The following is a 16,919-nucleotide window of genomic DNA, read 5'->3' as shown; positions in this document are numbered from 1 at the left end:
TCGATAGGAACGGCCGAAGCCGGAGGGCTACCGCCGTTTCGCGCGTATTCTGGATTTCGGAACTATCTCATGCACGACAAAACCATTGCCGAATTAGCTGACGGACTCAGAAAAAAAGAATTCAGCAGCATCGAATTGACACAGACTTTTCTGGCACGCATCCGGCTCTACGATCCGCAACTCAATTGCTTTGTGACCGTCACTGAAGAGCAGGCGCTAGCGCAGTCTGCAGCGGCGGATGCGGCGATATCACAGGGTTCTGCCGGTGTCTTGACCGGCGTCCCCATCGCTCAGAAAGATATCTTCTGCACCAAAGGCGTGAAGACGAGTTGCGGTTCGAAGATGCTCGATAATTTTATCGCCCCGTACGATGCCACGGTCGTTGAGCGATTCAAGCAGGCCGGAACGGTCATGCTGGGCAAACTCAACATGGATGAGTTTGCCATGGGGTCATCCAACGAAACGAGCTATTTCGGACCGGTAAAAAATCCGTGGGACACCGATGCGGTTCCGGGCGGTTCGTCCGGCGGCTCGGCGGCATCGGTGGCGGCCCGTCTGACTCCGGGGGCCACCGGTACCGATACTGGCGGATCGATTCGCCAGCCTGCGTCTTTTTGCGGCATCACTGGCTTGAAACCCACCTATGGTTTGGTTTCCCGCTGGGGAATGATCGCATTCGCGTCCAGCCTCGACCAAGGTGGTCCCATGGCCCGAACCGCGGAAGACTGCGCGCTCATGCTCCAAGTCATGGCCGGGTTCGACGAAAAGGACTCGACTAGCGTAGATAGGCCGGTGCCGAATTATTCCGCCTCTCTCAACAACAGCTTGGAAGGGCTCAGGATCGGCCTGCCCAAAGAGTTTTTCGATGAGGCCTTGGATTCGGACATCGCGCGCCTGATTGACGACGCTATTGACGAATATCGGAAGCTGGGCGCGACCGTGAAAGAGATTTCGTTGCCCAACATGAAGTTGTCGGTACCGGCTTATTACGTTGTGGCACCCGCCGAATGTTCGTCCAACCTGGCCCGCTATGACGGCGTCCGTTTCGGGTATCGCTGTAAGGATCCGAAAGACTTGCACGATCTGTACATGCGCTCTCGCGGTGAAGGTTTCGGTGCGGAAGTGAAGCGGCGCATTCTCATCGGCACTTATGCGCTGTCCGCGGGTTACTACGATGCCTATTACCTTAAAGCCCAAAAAGTCCGACGCTTGATCAGCGACGATTTCAAACGGGCCTTTGAGGATGTCGACGTGATCATGGGGCCTACCTCGCCGTCCGCTGCATTCCGCTTCGGCGAGAAGACCGCCGACCCTATCGCGATGTACCTGTCGGACATCTATACGATCGCCGTAAATTTGGCCGGTCTCCCCGGCATGTCGGTTCCGGTCGGATTTTCCAAGAATTTGCCGGTCGGCATGCAGATCATCGGCAATTACTTTTCCGAGGAGCGTTTGCTCAATGTCGCGCATCGGTATCAGCGAGCGACCGATTGGCACCGGCGGGCTCCGAAAGATTTCGTTTAAGAGGTTTGTATGGAATGGGAAACGGTCATCGGGTTGGAAATTCACGCCCAGCTCGCTACTAAATCCAAGATTTTTTCGGGTGCGGCTACGGCCTATGGCGCCGAGCCCAACACCCAGGCCTGTACGGTGGATTTGGGTTTGCCCGGCGTATTGCCCGTTTTGAACGGCGAGGCGGTGCGCATGGCGGTCAAATTCGGTCTCGCCATCGGCGCCCGCGTGGCTCCTTTTTCGGTATTCGCGCGCAAGAACTACTTCTACCCCGACTTGCCGAAGGGCTATCAAATCAGCCAATACGATCTTCCGGTCGTAAGCCAGGGGCATTTGAACATTTCCGTGGACGGCATCGAGAAAATCATTGGGATCACGCGCGCCCATTTGGAAGAAGACGCCGGCAAGTCCTTGCATGAAGATTTTCACGGCTTTACCGGAATCGACTTGAACCGGGCCGGCACGCCGCTGCTGGAAATCGTGTCCGAGCCGGATCTTCGCTCGGCGAAGGAGGCGGTGGTTTACATGAAAAAGCTGCATGCCCTGGTTCGATATTTGGAGATCTGCGACGGCAACATGCAGGAGGGATCGTTCCGTTGCGACGCCAACGTGTCGGTTCGCCCTAAAGGTCAGGAAAAATTCGGTACCCGTGCCGAAATCAAGAACCTGAACTCGTTCCGCTTCGTGGAGCGTGCCATCAACTACGAAATCGAGCGGCAGATCGAAATTCTCGAAAACGGCGGACAAGTCGTACAGGAAACCCGTTTGTACGATGCCAACAAGGACGAAACCCGCTCCATGCGCAGCAAGGAAGAAGCGAACGACTACCGCTATTTTCCCGATCCCGATCTGCTGCCTTTGGAAATATCGAGCAATTTTGTCGAAGACGTGCGCAAGGGGTTGCCCGAGTTGCCGGACGAAAAGCGCGACCGTTTCAAGTCCCAGTACGGTCTGAACGATTACGACGCGACCGTGCTGACGGCCACGCGGGAGCTTGCCGATTATTACGAAGCCGTGGTCAGGGAGTCGGCGGGCAGCGATCCCAAGTTATGTGCCAACTGGGTCATGGGCGACTTGTCCGGTGCACTCAACAAGGCCGGTCTAGAGATCGAGAAATGTCCGATCGAAGCGCCTCGCCTCGCGGGTCTCATCAGGCGCATCGCCGATAGTACGATCTCAGGAAAACTGGCTAAGCAGGTCTTCGAAGCGCTTTGGGAATCCGGCGAGACCGCCGACGCCATTATCGAAAAACAGGGGCTGAAACAAATCACCGATACCGGAGCGATCGAGAAAATCATCGATGAAATCATTGCGGCGAATCCGGAGCAGTTGGCACAGTACAAGGCCGGTAAAGACAAGCTGTTCGGATTTTTCGTCGGCCAGGCTATGAAGGCGACCCAAGGCAAGGCCAATCCGCAGCAGTTGAACGATTTGCTAAAGAAAAAATTGCAGTAGCCTTGCGTCATACCGCGGCGATCAGCAAGCCCTTAAGGTCCCATCGATCACTTCCCGAATCTAAGTGCCGCCCGAAGCGAGATGTTTCGGCGCGGTGGGACCGTTCGCGCGTTTGCCGGCCCAAGCCCCGTTTCTTGGCCGCACTCCATCGCCGGCGCAAGATCCCTGCCCCTTTCAATTGGCCGTTTTGACGCCCTATCCCGCTATGGAGACTTATTCGATTCCTGGTTTTGCCGATCCCGTAAGCTCTCTCATGCATTTGCTGGCCGCAGGCGTGTTTGCCGTTCTGGGGTTTTTCTTGATTCGCCGGGCCAGGGGCAACGTCGGCCACATAGTGGCTGTCGGGGTGTTCGTTTTTACCTGCATTTTTCTCCTCTCCATGAGCGGCGTGTTCCATCTGCTGTCCGTCGGCGGGGCAGGACGTGCGGTATTGCAGCGGCTGGATCATGCCGCGATCTTTTTGTTGATCGCCGGGAGTTTCACCCCTGTCCACTGCATTCTTTTCTCCGGTCTTTGGCGCTGGGGCTTTTTGCTTTTGATTTGGGGATTGGCTATTACGGGGTTGACCCTCAAGGTCATCTTTTTCCAGGACATCCCGGAAGCGCTCGGTTTGACGCTGTATTTAGGGTTAGGCTGGCTGGGGCTGGCGTCCGGGATAGCTGTTTGGCGCCGTTACGGTTTTTCATTCGTCAAAACGCTGCTGTTCAGCGCATTGGCTTACACCTCGGGAGCGCTTCTCGACTTTTTGCGATGGCCGGTTATCGTCGGCGGGGTGTTAGGCCCCCACGAGTTGTTCCATGTTGCTGTGTTGGCCGGCATCGGTTTCCATTGGCGGTTCGTGTGGAATAGTCTGAATCGGATCGAGCTGATAAAACCCGATCTGGCCGATGTAACGGAGCAGCAACCGTCCTGGCATGCCAGGACGGTTGAACAGATTTATGAGGCCGTTAGATCCGGTCCAAGCGGATTGACCGAAGAGGAGGCGGATCACCGTCTCGCCAAGCATGGATTCAATGAGATCGAGCAGGGCAAGGGGGCCCCGGCGTTCAGACTTTTTCTGTCGCAGTTCAAAAGCGTTCTGGTCGTTATTCTGCTGGTCGCCATCGGCTTTTCGGCTTATTTGGGGCATACCGTCGAATCCATCGTCATCGCGGTGATCGTTTTATTCGCCGTATTGCTCGGATTTTTCCAGGAGTACCGCGCCGAACGCGCGATGGAAGCCCTGCAGCAGATGGCGGCACCGATGGCTAGCGTGATGCGCGACGGCAAGTTCGTGGAGATACCCGCACGCTATCTGGTTCCCGGAGACGTTGTCCGTTTGCTGACCGGCAACCGCATTCCCGCCGATCTGCGTCTGATCGAAGCCGTAAACCTTCAAATCGACGAGGCGCCCCTAACAGGTGAATCGGCGCCGGTGGAAAAGCGTACCGCGCCGCTGAACGATCCTGGGCTAGCCATCGGTGATCGCCAAAATATGGGGTTTGCCGGCACTGCCGTGACCTATGGGCGGGGCCAGGGCATTGTCGTCGCGACCGGGATGGAAACCGAATTCGGGCGTATCGTGGGGCTCTTGCGCGGGGCTGAACAGCGCGAGACGCCGCTGCAGAAGAGCCTGGACAAAGTCGGGAACGTGCTCGCCGTCGCCGCCATTTTCATCGTCGCTGTTATCGTTTCTCTCGGTATTTGGCGCGGCGAATCCTTCGAGCACATGCTGATCTTCGGCATTGCCCTGGCCGTTGCCGTGGTGCCCGAAGCCCTGCCTGCCGTGGTGACGATTTCTCTGGCCATCGGCGCTCGCCGGATGGTCCGGCGTCACGCGCTCATCCGGCGTCTGCCGGCCGTCGAGACCCTGGGCAGCACGTCCGTTATTTGTTCGGACAAGACCGGGACCTTGACCAAGGACGAGATGACCGTCCGCAAGATTTGGACCGGCGGAGACTTGTTCAGCGTTACCGGTGCCGGTTACGAACCGGTGGGCCGGTTTCTCCACAAGGCTCGGGAAGTCGCTCCTACCCCTCCAGTGTTGAATCTGCTTCAAGCGGCGGCACTGGCGAGCGATGCGGGCGTGCATCGAACTGAAGAGGGCCGCTGGCAGGTTAAAGGCGATCCCACGGAAGGCGCGTTGGTGGTCGCTGCCGCCAAGGCCGGGTTAAAACCCTCCGAATTGGACCGCCGGTTTCCGCGCGTGGGCGAGATTCCTTTTACCTCGGAATCCAAGCGGATGACGACGCTCCATGAGAATGCCGAGGGCGGGCGGATAGCTTATTCCAAAGGTGCCTTGGAGGTCATTCTTAGCGCCAGCGATCGCTGGCTGAGCGCAGAGGGGGAGGCTCCTTTGGACGATGCGGCCCGCGGCGTGATACAGGCCGAAGCCGAGCGCTTGGCCGGCGAGGCGCTTCGTGTTCTGGCAGTGGCGCAAAAGGAAGACACGTCTCTGGAAACGGCTGAAAAAGACATGTGTTTCCTGGGGCTGGTCGGGATGATCGACCCGCCTCGCTCCGAGTCCAAGTCCGCCATCGCCACCTGCGAAAAGGCCGGCATTAAGGTCATCATGATTACGGGGGACCATCCTGCCACCGCCCGAGCGGTTGCCCGCGAGCTGGGCATTTTGAACCACGGACGAGTGATTACGGGCGTCGAACTGGACGCGATGAGCGATGAAGAATTCGCGCAGGCGGTCAGGCGAATCGAGGTCTTCGCCCGTGTCGCTCCCGAGCATAAGATTCGCATCGTCCGGACTCTGCAAGAACAAGGCCGCATCGTCGCCATGACCGGAGACGGCGTGAACGACGCTCCGGCTCTCAAACAGGCCGACATCGGAGTGGCTATGGGCATCACCGGCACCGATGTATCCAAGGAGGCCGCTGCAATGATGCTCACCGACGACAATTTCGCCTCCATCGTCGCCGCCGTAGAGGAAGGGCGGGGGATTTTCAGCAACATCAAGAAATACCTGATGTATCTGTTGTCTTCCAACATCGGTGAAATCGGCCTGATGGCGGGCGCTACGCTGGCAGGGTTGCCGCTGCCTTTAAGCGCGGTGCAAATTCTTTACGTGAATTTGGCTACCGATGGACTTCCCGCTCTGGCGTTGGCGGTCGATCCGATGGACAAAGCCTTGATGCAACAGAAGCCGCGCGACCCGAAGCAGGGGATTTTCAGTTTTCCCGTCGTTTCGCTGATGCTGGTCGGCGGTATTTGGTCGACTCTGGTCAATCTCAGTGTCTTTGTCTGGGCGTTACACAACGGCAACGAGCTTTCCAAGGCGATGACGGTGACTTTCGCGACGCTGGTCTCGATCGAGTTCTTCAAGGCCTACAATTTTCGATCCGACCGTTTTTCCGTGTTTCGTCGGCCGTTCGCGAACAAATGGCTGAATCTGGCGATCGCTTGGGAGGCGATGTTGCTCCTCGCTATCATCTATGTGCCGTTCTTTCAGGAGGCATTCGGCACTTTCGGCCTGTCGCGAATCGAGTGGGCGGTAGTGCTGGGCGCGTCGGCCACGATACTCCCGGTGTTGGAAGCAGCGAAGTGGATGATTCGGCGCGGGTGGTTCGACAGCCGGACCGAAGTCGGGCCAAGTCAGTGAAGGAGCCGCCGCTTCAGGCATGAGGAGGCCTGGTGATCATTGTTGCGCGGCGTATTGTCTAACAAGGCAAATTAGACATTCAGGGAGAAAACTCATGGCGCCGAGTAATTTCGCTGAGGCCAAGCACCTCGCCAAGATCGTCTTGAACAATTTCTTGATCGGTACTCTGGCGGTACTGCCAATCATCGTAGTGGCGCAGATCGTCATATTTCTCGCCCATTTGATTCTGAGTACGGTATTCGGCGTGCAAGAGGCGGTCGGCAATTACGGCATAACTTTTCTCGCGTTCGCCGGCGTTTTCGGCCTGCTGACTTACATCGGGCACACCGTCAACAAACGGCGCCATTCCCTGGTTCTTTCCCTAGTCGATCTCGCGATAGAGCGAGTTCCGTTCCTAAACACGGTTTACCGGGTGACCAAAAAGATTGTCGATATGTTTCGCAGCAGGCCCGATGAGCAAAAGCGGGAAATCGTTTATGTGGAATATCCTAGGGAAGGGATGTGGCTGCCGGCTTACGTCACGAACCGAGAGGGCGACAGATATGTTCTATACGTGCCCACTTCGCCGAATCCGACCAATGGGTTCACCGTCATCGTGCACGAGTCGAAGGTAGTCAAATCCGCTCTCGATATCTCGGAGGTGACGAGTTTCGTCATGAGCGTGGGGTCTGATTTTCCGAAATCGCAAGAAACTCTAGGCCTGCCCCGTTAGCCGACTTTGCGCCGTGAGCGTTACAGGAGCAACGCGATTTCTTCGATTTGGCGCGCTTGATTGATCCGGAAACCTCGCATTTCAAGAACTCCCTTTGTGTTCAGGGAGATAATGATATATACCGCATCGGGATAGGCCGCTTGTTCGAGATCGATGGCGGAAGGCTCGGCTGGGGCGGCCGGATGCGAATGAAAGATCGCGAACAGTTCCTCTCCTCGCTCCCGCATTTTACGCATGGCATCGATTTGGTCCTGAGGTTCCATCTGGAACCGGCAGTCGGGCGTAGTCGACGCATTCTTGACCGGATAACAGTGGCTTGGGGTGCCGTCTTTCGCTCCGATCAGACCACAGACTTCAACTTCCGGCGATGTTTGGGCATAGTGCAACAGTTGGTTGACTAAGGGGCGGGGGATATGAATTTCTTTATCGTGCATGCTTTTATTCCGAAAAGGATCGGCTGCTCGGTTCCCACCGTGCGGTTGTGACGCGGAAGTGACCTTGAAGGTCGGAATGGCGGCTGATTTCGGCGTAACCGAATTCGTTCAGAAGGTCAGCCAGAGAATCCGCCTGATCGAAACCGTGTTCCAGTATGAGTTGTCCATGCGGTTTTAAGTAATCGCAGGCTTCCCGAGCAATGATCCGGAAAGCATCCAGTCCGTGTAGTCCGCCTGTTAGTGCCAAACTCGGTTCGAAGCGCACATCGCCTCGGTTTAAATGCGGATCATCGTCTGCGACATAAGGCGGATTGCTGACAATCAAATCGAACTGCTCGTCGCTTGCTACCGCATCGAACCAATCGCCCAGTCGAAAGCGAACGTTGCGGACGCCGTGCAGAACCGCATTTTCCTGCGCGAGGTTCAAAGCGCCGGGGCTAAGATCCGTTGCGGTGACGCGGGCTGCCGGGCGCTCTGCGGCGAGAGTCACGGCAATGGCGCCGCTGCCGGTCCCCAGATCCAGAATATCGGCCGTCTGGGATGCCGGAGTGGCCGCCAGCGCCAATTCGACCAGCAACTCGGTTTCGGGGCGTGGGATGAGCACGTCGGGGCTAACCCTAAACGTACGAGACCAGAACTCCTTTTCGCCGAATAGGTACGCGACCGGAGTTCCGGACTGTCGTCGCTCGATCAGATGGTGAAAACGGTCTTCTACATCGGGCGAAAGCTTTCGCTCCGGCCATGCGCGAAGATACGATCGATCTCGGTTTAATGCGCGGGCTAACAAAATTTCCGCATCGAGCCGCGCCGTTTCGCTCAAACCTTCGAGGCGACTTCTGGCGGTCTGAAGCGCGGCCGCTATGGTGATGCCGCTGGATCTCGGTGAGGCAAGAGGAGTACTCATTGCATTAGTCCTGGGCCAGTTGCGCCAGCAATTCGGCTTGGTGCTCATTGATCAAGGGATCGATTACCGGGTCGAGATCGCCCTCCATGATGGCTTCGAGCCGATAAAGAGTCAGGTTGATGCGATGGTCGGTGAGTCGGCCCTGGGGAAAGTTGTACGTACGTATGCGTTCCGAACGGTCGCCGCTGCCGACTTGCAGTTTACGTGAGGCGGCGATTTCGGCGCTCTGTTTTTCCTGTTCGGCGGAGAGGATGCGCGATTTCAGCAAAGACATGGCGCGAGCGCGGTTCTTGTGTTGAGAGCGCTCGTCCTGGCATTCCACGACAATCCCGGTGGGTATATGGGTAATGCGCACCGCCGAATCGGTCCGGTTGACGTGCTGGCCGCCGGCGCCCGATGCGCGGTAGGTATCGACTCTAAGATCGGCCGGGCTGATGTCGACGTCGATTTCGTCGGCCTCGGCCAGTACCGCGACCGTGCAGGCCGAAGTGTGAATACGGCCCTGGGCCTCTGTTTCCGGCACGCGTTGTACACGATGGGTGCCGGCCTCGAATTTGAGGCGTGAATAAACGTCCTGACCGCTGATGCGGACGATGATTTCTTTGTAGCCACCGTGTTCGCCCTCGCTTTCGCTGATCACCTCCGCCTTCCATCCCTTTTGCTCGGCATAGCGGCTGTACATGCGGTATAAATCGCCGGAGAACAGTGCGGCCTCGGCACCACCGGTGCCGGCCCGGATTTCCAGAAAGATATTGCGTTCGTCGTTTGGATCCCTGGGCAGCAAAAGGATTTGCAGCTCCTTTTCCAAGGCTTCCTTTCTGCCCTCGGCATCGGCCAGTTCTTCCTTGGCGAGGCTACGCACCTGCGGGTCTCTGTCGTCGAGCAGACTCTGCGCGTAGGAAAGATCTTCGATTGCACCGAGATACTTGTTGAAACAGCCGACCAACGGATTGAGTTGAGCGTACTCGCGGCTCAGGGCACGGAAGCGGTCTTGATCGTTCTGAATCGACGGTTCGGCAAGGAGGGCGGTAATTTCTTCGAATCGCTGGGCAAGATGATCGAGTTTTTGGCGAATGGATGGTTTCACGTATTAAGAAGAGCTGTTTTTGAGTTGAAAAAGTTCTCGGGCGGCGGCAATCAGATCGTGCCGTTCATGGATGCCCGCTTGCTTGATTTGGACGCTGGGTATGTGAATCAATTTATTGGTGAGCAGATTCGCCAAAAGATCCAGCGCCTCTTCGGGAGATTTACCGCATCGTAATGCCTGTTTTGCTCGATGTAAGGCTTCGGCTCGGATCGTTTCGGCGTGGCTGCGGAAGTCGCGGATGGTGGAGGTCGCACCCTGAGCGCGCAACCAGCCCAAAAAATGCTCCACTTCGGTGTCGATAATTTCTTCGGCCTTCTTGGCTGCTTCCTGGCGCGATTTCAGGTTTTCTTCGATGGTGTTCCGCAGGTCGTCGACGGTATAGAGATAAACGTCCCTCAGTTGGGCGACTTCCGGTTCGATGTCGCGAGGCACGGCCAAATCCACCATGAACATCGGCTTATGCTTGCGGGCTTTGAGGGCGCTCTCGACGCCGCCTTTACCCAAAATCGGCAATTGGCTGGCGGTGGATGAAACGACGATGTCGGCCTTGGCCAAATGCTTCGGCAATTCGGCCAATGAGATGGCAAACCCGTTGAACTGGGTGGCCAAAGTGTGTGCTTTGTCGTAGGTGCGGTTGGCGATTATCAGATGGCCGATTTTGCTTTCGGCCAGATGGCGGGCTGTCAGTTCGATCGTTTCTCCGGCGCCGATCAGTATGGCAGCCTGTTCGGAAAGATCGTCGAAAATTCGTTGTGCTAGGCGCACCGCGGCAAAGGCAACCGAAACCGGGCTGGAACCTATCGCGGTGTCGGTTCGTACCTTCTTGGCGGCGGTGAAGGTGTGCTGAAACAGTTTGCTCAAGGTTTTGCCGAGAGTTCCGGCTTCGGCTGCGGCTTGGTAGGCCGATTTCATCTGTCCGAGAATCTGCGGCTCTCCCAGTATCATCGAATCCAACCCGCAGGCGACGCGAAACATGTGACGGATCGTCTCACCGTCGGTGTGGACATAGAGATACGGTTGAAAATCTTCCCGTTGAAGACTCTGCTCTTGAGCGATCCAGTCGATCAGAATGTTTTGATCATCGGTTTCGACGCCACAGTACAATTCCGTTCGGTTGCACGTGGATAGAATCGCGGCTTCGCCAATTTGGGGTAATTGAATCAGATCCTGCAAGGCACATTTGATTCGTTCGGCCGGAAAGACCAGGCGTTCTCTGATCAAAATCGGTGCTGTGTTGTGATTCAACCCTAAGGTTAAAATGCTCATGAGCTCAAATTTCTGAGACTTTCCAAATATAATTCTAAGAAAAACCTCAAATGCAGCCAAATACCGTTGGTTCGGGTCTATTGTTGCATGTTACGGACAGCGTACAATCTCGCCGGCTTATAAGTCAGTCTACCCCGCTTTAATCGAAAGCTCGGGACATTTTCGCGATGCTGCTTCGGATGAAGGGAGAAAAGCGTTGTCAATACTATCCAAGGTTCTTTTATTAACTTCGGCTTAGGAATTTCGTCAGTGTTGAAACGATTGGTCTGTTTGGCGTGTGTCGGTGCTATTGGGCTATCGGGATGCGCGGGTATTAATCCATCGCGGCCTCATACTGACGAGTCCTTGGAAGGGGTCCGTCAAGCAGATGTCCAAGAGCTTAATCAGCATTCGGAAGTCGTCTACTTGTTATTGTCGGCAGAATTGGCCGGCCAGCGCGGGCAGTACGAGATTGCTCTGAACAATTATTTGGAAGCAGCCAAGCTTACCCAAGATGCTCAGGTTGCAGAGCGAGCAACACAAATCGGGCTCTATCTTAAGAATACAGAAAAAGCTCTAACAGCGGCTACATTGTGGAGCGAACGAGATCCGGGAAATGCCTCGGCGCGTCGTGTTGCGGCTTTGTTGCTTCTGAAAGCCGGGCAAACTGATAAGGCTCTGGATCAATTGAGGGCGCTACTGACCCTGCCCGACGTAGACCTGGAAAATGCATTGATCGAATTGGTCAAGTGGCTGGATTCGGAGGTTCCGAAGGAAGATGGGGCGAAAGTAATGCAGCGCTTGGTCACAGAATTTCCGAGTATGGCCGAGATTCACTTCGCGTATGCGCTTTTGGCCAGCAGCCGGGGTGAGTATCAGTTAGCCCTGCAGGAAGCAGAAAAAGCGCTGGCTCTGCACCCTGATTGGAATAGGGCTCGCCTATTGCAGGCCCAAGTCATGTCTCAGATGGGTGACTCCGAGGCGGCGAGGGCTACGGTTCAGAAGGCGCTGAGGAGCGATCCCAATAATGTCCGTTTGCGCCTGATCTATTCCCAATTTTTGGCGAAAGCTGGAGATTTTCGAGGGGCGGAGAAAGAGCTGACTCGTATTTTGGAGAAGGATCCGGATAACCATGATGCGCGTTTCGGCCTTGCGACATTGTTGATGGAGGCGGGGCAAGACGAGAAGGCGAGGAAAGAGTTTTCCGATCTAACGACCGTACCCAAGTGGCGGGGACAGGCCTATTTCTATTTGGGGTTGATCGAAGCGCGCCAGAATCGCCTGCAAAATGCGCTGGAGCGGTTCGACAAAGTTGGGTCCGGGCCATTGGAATTCGACGCTAAGGTTAATTCAATTACCGCGTTGATTAATCTCGGCCGTATGGCCGACGCTCGGCAGCGTTTAGTTGACGTGCGCAAAGAATTTCCGAATGAGGCGTTGCGGCTCTACCTGCTGGAGGCAGAGCTCTTGTCCAAAACTAAGGACTATGAGGCAGCGTTTGATTTGCTGACGGAGGCGTTGGAAGAAATGCCGGGCCAGATGGAGTTGCTTTACTCCCGCGCTTTGGTTGCCGAACAGCTAGACCGTGTCGAGGTGTTAGAGGCGGACCTGCGTGCAGTATTGGAAAAGAATCCAGACGATGCCAACGCGCTTAATGCCTTGGGTTACACCCTGGCCGATCGCGGCGACCGATTGGATGAAGCAAAGCGGTATCTCGATCGGGCAATAGAGCTGAAGCCAGATGATCCGGCTATCCTGGATAGTTACGGTTGGCTGCAATACCGTTTGGGAAACTACGATTCGGCACTCGATTATCTGCGGCGCGCTTATGAGTCGGTCAGTGATCCTGAGATAGCGGCACATTTGGGGGAGGTGTTGTGGGAGTCCGGTCGACATCAAGAAGCCAAAAAGATATGGAAAGAGGCGCTCAAGAAGGATCCAGGCCATGAGGACATGAAAAAAATTAAGATCAAGTATCGGGAAGCCTTCAAATAGCGGGTGTTAGAAAGGCCTAATTTTGTTTAGATTCCTTGTTTTTGTGTTGGTCGCGTCGCTGACCGGTTGCGCTGTTTTCAAAAAGGAGCCGCCTCGTCCTGCTCTAGCCCCAAAGGCCGAAGAGAAAAATTATGACTTAAAAGTCTGGCAGCTGGAGGGGCGGATTGGCGTGCAAACCGCGAACGATGCCTGGCAGGCTAATCTGTTCTGGGAGCACGATGCGGAGCAGGATCGCTTGCGAGTGTCGGGGCCTTTTAGCCAGGGCATGGTTTCTATCATTCTGCAAAAAGACCTGATTTACGTTAACGAAGGCGATGGGGTTACGGAGTTGTCCCGCGATCCCGATGCCATGTTAAAGGACCGGCTGGGGTTTGCCGTGCCATTGTCGAGCTTGCGGTACTGGATTGTGGGGTTGCCCGATCCGAACGAAACGCATACCCCTGTTTATGGGGAGTCCGGTTCCTTGCTGGGGTTTAGGCAATCGGGTTGGACGCTCCAGTTCCAAAATTATATGAATGTGGGGGGCCGGGTTATGCCGCAGAAGATCGCGATTCAAGGGCCAGATGTTAGGCTCAAACTAATAGCGGATAGCTGGCGTGTTAAGGGGTAGTGCATGATGGACGCGGAAGTGCTTCGTCTGCCAGCACCGGCCAAGCTTAATCTAATGCTGAGAATAGTGGGCCGGCGAGACGATGGTTACCACTTGCTCCAAACCGTATTTCAATTCATCGATCGTTGCGACTGGATTACGCTGCGCCGTCGCTCCGATGGCCGCATTCGGCTGTTGAGCCCGCTCCCCGGTGTGCCGGAAGAGCAGGATCTCACGGTAAGGGCTGCGCAACTCCTGCGTCGCGTAACCGATGTTGAATACGGAGTCGAGATTGAAATTGAGAAAAATCTGCCCATGGGAGGTGGGCTTGGGGGCGGAAGCTCGGATGCCGCAACAGCGCTGCTTGGGTTGAATGCCTTATGGCGGACAGGCTTGTCTTTGCAGGATCTGATGGTGTTGGGTCTGCAGTTGGGCGCTGACGTTCCGGTTTTTGTCAATGGTTGTTCGACCTGGGCCGAGGGGGTTGGGGAGGTGTTGACTCCATTGGAGCTGCCGGAGCCTTGGTATGTCGTCGTGGTGCCTAGCTGCCATGTGGCGACCGCGCAAATTTTTTCGGCGCCCGGTTTGACACGAAATAACAAACCGATCAAAATAGCGGACTTTCTTGCGGGGCAGCAGGAAAACCATTGTTTGCCTGTGGTTTCGGAATTCTACCCGGAAGTTGGAGTTGCCTTGAGCAGTTTGGGGCGTTTTGCGCCCGCCAGACTTACCGGTACCGGGGCCTGCGTGTTTGCCGCATTTTCTGATGAAGCTGATGCGCGGGCGGCGGCCATGACATTAGAGAGCGAGTGGTCGGTGTTTGTCGCGCGAGGACGGAATCGGTCGGCTCTCCATCAGGCGCTGAAGCTGGTCTGAATAGGGCCGTCAACAACATTATTGGGGCGTAGCCAAGCGGTAAGGCACCGGGTTTTGATCCCGGCATTCCCAGGTTCGAATCCTGGCGCCCCAGCCATAGTAATTTCGACTCGACGTCTCGACTTTGGAGTGTCTTGAATGACAGACGCCTCGTTTATGGTGTTTTCCGGGAATGCCAATCCTGCCTTGGCCGAAGGCATTGTACGCAAGCTGAACATGCGCTTGGGGATGGCAACCATTGGAAGATTCATTGACGGCGAAATAGCAGTCGAGATCGAGGAAAATGTCCGTGGGCGGGAGGTTTTTCTGATTCAGCCCACCTGCGCGCCAATCAATGAAAATATCATGGAATTGCTAGTCATGATCGACGCTTTTCGTCGGTCGTCGGCGTCCGTGATTACGGCAGTGATTCCTTACTACGGCTATGCGCGCCAAGACCGACGGATCAGGTCGGCCCGCGTTCCTATCACGGCAAAGCTGGTTGCCAAGATGATTTGTGCGGCCGGAGCGGATCGGGTGTTGACCGTGGATCTCCATGCCGATCAGATTCAAGGTTTTTTTGATGTTCCTGTGGATAACGTCTACGCGTCGCCAATTTTATTGGGCGATGTTTGGCGGCAGAAATATCAGAATCTGATTGTTGTTTCCCCCGATGTGGGTGGGGTGGTAAGGGCGCGGGCATTGGCCAAACGTCTCGACGATGCCGATTTGGCGATCATCGACAAGCGTCGTCCGAGGCCGAATGAGGCTAAAGTGATGAATATCATCGGCGATGTCGAAGGGCGCACCTGTATCATGGTCGATGACCTGGTGGACACGGCCGGAACCTTGTGCCGGGCGGCCGGCGCATTAAAGGACCATGGTGCGCGGCGAGTAGTGGCGTATTGTACTCACCCTGTGTTGTCCGGGCGGGCGATAGAAAATATCGAAGATTCGGTGCTCGATGAGTTGGTTGTGACGGATACGATTCCGCTGCGTCGGGATGCTCAGCAATGTAAAAAGATCCGGCAGTTGAGCGTCGCTGAGATGTTGGCGGAGACGATACGCCGTATCGCGGTCGGCGAGTCGGTCAGTTCGCTTTATGTAGATTGATCCAATTTTTTAACTCACTGCTAAGAGTATTTTGGAGAGAAAGATGGTAGGCAGTTTTGTCTTTGATGCTGAATTGAGAACGAATACCGGTAAAGGTGATGCGCGGCGGCTGCGTCGGGCTGGCAAGGTTCCGGCGGTTTTGTACGGCGGTAACGCCGACCCGATTGGCTTGGTGCTGGAGCACAATAAGGTCGTGAAGAGTCTGGAGAGCGAGGCCGTTTATTCCCATGTTCTGACTGTTAAGGTCGGTGGCCGAGAGGAGCGGGCGATCCTGAAGGGTTTGCAGAGGCATCCGAGTAAGCCGATTATCATGCATATGGATTTTCAGCGTGTAAGCCGGGGAGAGAAGATTCGCGTTCATGTGCCTTTGCATTTCGTCAATCAGGATATCTCGGTTGGCGTGAAAAAGGGCGGGGTAGTAACCCACAACTTGGTCGACGTGGAGGTCGCTTGTACACCGGACCAGCTACCCGAATACATAGAGGTTGATCTGGCGCATGTTGATGTGGGGCAGTCGGTCCATCTCTCGGATTTGAAGGTGCCTGAAGGAGTTGAAATTCTCGCTCTCGCTCATGGACCGGAGCACGATTTGCCGGTCGCGGCGATTCAGTCCGGGAAGGTTGCTGAATCGTCGGAGAGTCCGGCTGAATAGGCTGGTTCATTGCTGACAAAATGGCCGGGAGGGGCTTTTGTCTATTCGATTCCGGCTGGTTGTCGGTTTAGGGAATCCGACGACCAAATATGAAAAAACCCGGCATAACGCCGGGTTTTGGTTTGTGGATGAGCTCGCATCTTCGTATGGCGTTCCGTTTAGGGAGGATCGGCGTTTCGAGGGATTGGTCGCGACGCCGGAACTCGAAGACGAAAGCGTTCTGCTCCTAAAGCCGATGACGTTCATGAACCGTAGTGGGCAATCGGTCGCGGCGCTGGCTCGATATTATAAGATCGGTGTCGAGCAGATATTGGTGGCTCACGATGAGCTCGATTTTGCTCCCGGTGTCGCTCGACTGAAATGCGGCGGTGGGCACGGGGGGCATAACGGTTTGAGGGATCTAATCGATAAGTTGGGGGCGGCTGGGTTTTGTCGTATACGCATTGGCATCGGTCACCCCGGTAATCGCGACGATGTCGTACCTTATGTGCTCGGCAAGCCGGGTAGTGACGAGCGCGAATCAATAGATCGCGCAATTTCTCGAGTGATCGAGCTGTTTCCCGCGATCTTGCAGGGGGATCTCGGCGCTGTAACAAGCTGTCTGCATAACGATTCAAGAATTGGCGCGTCTTGAATATTGACACCGACAATCGAATGCCGAATAATTCACATCTTAACCCTTGGAGGGGTTCCCGAGCGGTCAAAGGGATCAGACTGTAAATCTGACGGCTCTGCCTTCGAAGGTTCGAATCCTTCCCCCTCCACCATTAGATTTAG

Annotated in this window: 14 protein-coding genes and 2 tRNA genes; 12 read left to right on the top strand and 4 right to left on the bottom strand. The window is 55.6% G+C overall.

The window, feature by feature from the left end; translation table 11 throughout:
* Window positions 1–69: 69 nt before the first annotated feature.
* The 4 genes from gatA to ACWJJK_RS21620 all read left to right on the top strand — a co-directional run bounded on the left by gatA (window position 70) and on the right by ACWJJK_RS21620 (window position 7,268).
* Window positions 70–1,524 (top strand): Asp-tRNA(Asn)/Glu-tRNA(Gln) amidotransferase subunit GatA, encoded by a 1,455-nt coding sequence (gatA, locus tag ACWJJK_RS21635; RefSeq protein WP_086133760.1) that lies wholly within the window; start codon window positions 70–72, stop codon window positions 1,522–1,524.
* 9 nt (window positions 1,525–1,533) lie between these two features.
* Entirely contained in the window at window positions 1,534–2,967 is a 1,434-nt protein-coding gene (gene gatB, locus ACWJJK_RS21630) for an Asp-tRNA(Asn)/Glu-tRNA(Gln) amidotransferase subunit GatB (RefSeq protein WP_077732590.1), read from the top strand.
* A gap of 64 nt (window positions 2,968–3,031) precedes the next feature.
* Entirely contained in the window at window positions 3,032–6,556 is a 3,525-nt protein-coding gene (trhA, locus tag ACWJJK_RS21625) for a PAQR family membrane homeostasis protein TrhA (RefSeq protein WP_156881168.1), read from the top strand.
* 94 nt (window positions 6,557–6,650) lie between these two features.
* The gene (locus ACWJJK_RS21620) at window positions 6,651–7,268 is read left to right on the top strand and encodes a DUF502 domain-containing protein (RefSeq protein ID WP_086133758.1); all 618 of its coding nucleotides are present in this window, start codon (window positions 6,651–6,653) and stop codon (window positions 7,266–7,268) included.
* A 20-nt stretch (window positions 7,269–7,288) separates the two neighbouring features.
* On the opposite strand, the gene ACWJJK_RS21615 is transcribed toward ACWJJK_RS21620, so the two are convergent.
* Genes ACWJJK_RS21615 through hemA form a run of 4 tightly spaced genes read right to left on the bottom strand, consistent with a single transcriptional unit; the run spans window position 7,289 to window position 10,959 of the window.
* Window positions 7,289–7,702 (bottom strand): Mov34/MPN/PAD-1 family protein, encoded by a 414-nt coding sequence (locus ACWJJK_RS21615; protein WP_156881169.1) that lies wholly within the window; start codon window positions 7,700–7,702, stop codon window positions 7,289–7,291.
* A 4-nt stretch (window positions 7,703–7,706) separates the two neighbouring features.
* A complete protein-coding gene (prmC, locus tag ACWJJK_RS21610) occupies window positions 7,707–8,606 on the bottom strand; it encodes a peptide chain release factor N(5)-glutamine methyltransferase (RefSeq protein ID WP_077732586.1) in 900 nt (299 codons plus the stop codon).
* A gap of 4 nt (window positions 8,607–8,610) precedes the next feature.
* On the bottom strand, window positions 8,611–9,693 hold the full coding sequence (gene prfA, locus ACWJJK_RS21605) for a peptide chain release factor 1 (protein ID WP_347257452.1): 1,083 nt from the start codon (window positions 9,691–9,693) through the stop codon (window positions 8,611–8,613).
* 3 nt (window positions 9,694–9,696) lie between these two features.
* The gene (hemA, locus tag ACWJJK_RS21600; protein WP_086133756.1) at window positions 9,697–10,959 is read right to left on the bottom strand and encodes a glutamyl-tRNA reductase; all 1,263 of its coding nucleotides are present in this window, start codon (window positions 10,957–10,959) and stop codon (window positions 9,697–9,699) included.
* A gap of 249 nt (window positions 10,960–11,208) precedes the next feature.
* On the opposite strand from hemA, the gene ACWJJK_RS21595 reads away from it, so the two are divergent.
* From ACWJJK_RS21595 to ACWJJK_RS21560, 8 genes are all read left to right on the top strand, one after another.
* On the top strand, window positions 11,209–12,933 hold the full coding sequence (locus ACWJJK_RS21595) for a tetratricopeptide repeat protein (RefSeq protein WP_240502656.1): 1,725 nt from the start codon (window positions 11,209–11,211) through the stop codon (window positions 12,931–12,933).
* Window positions 12,934–12,955: 22 nt separating this feature from the next.
* On the top strand, window positions 12,956–13,543 hold the full coding sequence (gene lolB / locus ACWJJK_RS21590) for a lipoprotein insertase outer membrane protein LolB (RefSeq protein WP_168175540.1): 588 nt from the start codon (window positions 12,956–12,958) through the stop codon (window positions 13,541–13,543).
* Window positions 13,544–13,546: 3 nt separating this feature from the next.
* Entirely contained in the window at window positions 13,547–14,398 is an 852-nt protein-coding gene (ispE, locus tag ACWJJK_RS21585; RefSeq protein ID WP_434110958.1) for a 4-(cytidine 5'-diphospho)-2-C-methyl-D-erythritol kinase, read from the top strand.
* A gap of 22 nt (window positions 14,399–14,420) precedes the next feature.
* Window positions 14,421–14,495, top strand: a tRNA-Gln gene (locus ACWJJK_RS21580).
* Window positions 14,496–14,536: 41 nt separating this feature from the next.
* On the top strand, window positions 14,537–15,490 hold the full coding sequence (locus ACWJJK_RS21575; protein ID WP_077732582.1) for a ribose-phosphate diphosphokinase: 954 nt from the start codon (window positions 14,537–14,539) through the stop codon (window positions 15,488–15,490).
* 43 nt (window positions 15,491–15,533) lie between these two features.
* Window positions 15,534–16,142: a 50S ribosomal protein L25/general stress protein Ctc gene (locus tag ACWJJK_RS21570; RefSeq protein ID WP_454128469.1), complete on the top strand. Its 609-nt coding sequence runs from the start codon at window positions 15,534–15,536 to the stop codon at window positions 16,140–16,142.
* Window positions 16,143–16,179: 37 nt separating this feature from the next.
* A complete protein-coding gene (pth, locus tag ACWJJK_RS21565) occupies window positions 16,180–16,776 on the top strand; it encodes an aminoacyl-tRNA hydrolase (protein WP_156881173.1) in 597 nt (198 codons plus the stop codon).
* A gap of 48 nt (window positions 16,777–16,824) precedes the next feature.
* Window positions 16,825–16,909 (top strand) — tRNA-Tyr (locus ACWJJK_RS21560).
* The last annotated feature ends 10 nt before the right edge of the window (window positions 16,910–16,919 follow it).

Source organism: Methylocaldum gracile (genome assembly GCF_053646815.1).
This window is presented reverse-complemented; position numbering and strand designations above follow the sequence as displayed.

Excerpts from the sequence above, each read along its gene's own strand:
- gatA (WP_086133760.1), top strand. The coding sequence starts at position 70 with ATGCACGACAAAACCATTGCCGAATTAGCTGACGGACTCAGAAAAAAA.
- gatB (WP_077732590.1), top strand. The coding sequence starts at position 1,534 with ATGGAATGGGAAACGGTCATCGGGTTGGAAATTCACGCCCAGCTCGCT.
- ACWJJK_RS21620 (WP_086133758.1), top strand. The coding sequence starts at position 6,651 with ATGGCGCCGAGTAATTTCGCTGAGGCCAAGCACCTCGCCAAGATCGTC.
- ACWJJK_RS21615 (WP_156881169.1), bottom strand. The coding sequence starts at position 7,702 with ATGCACGATAAAGAAATTCATATCCCCCGCCCCTTAGTCAACCAACTG.
- prmC (WP_077732586.1), bottom strand. The coding sequence starts at position 8,606 with ATGAGTACTCCTCTTGCCTCACCGAGATCCAGCGGCATCACCATAGCG.
- hemA (WP_086133756.1), bottom strand. The coding sequence starts at position 10,959 with ATGAGCATTTTAACCTTAGGGTTGAATCACAACACAGCACCGATTTTG.
- ispE (WP_434110958.1), top strand. The coding sequence starts at position 13,547 with ATGATGGACGCGGAAGTGCTTCGTCTGCCAGCACCGGCCAAGCTTAAT.
- ACWJJK_RS21575 (WP_077732582.1), top strand. The coding sequence starts at position 14,537 with ATGACAGACGCCTCGTTTATGGTGTTTTCCGGGAATGCCAATCCTGCC.
- ACWJJK_RS21570 (WP_454128469.1), top strand. The coding sequence starts at position 15,534 with ATGGTAGGCAGTTTTGTCTTTGATGCTGAATTGAGAACGAATACCGGT.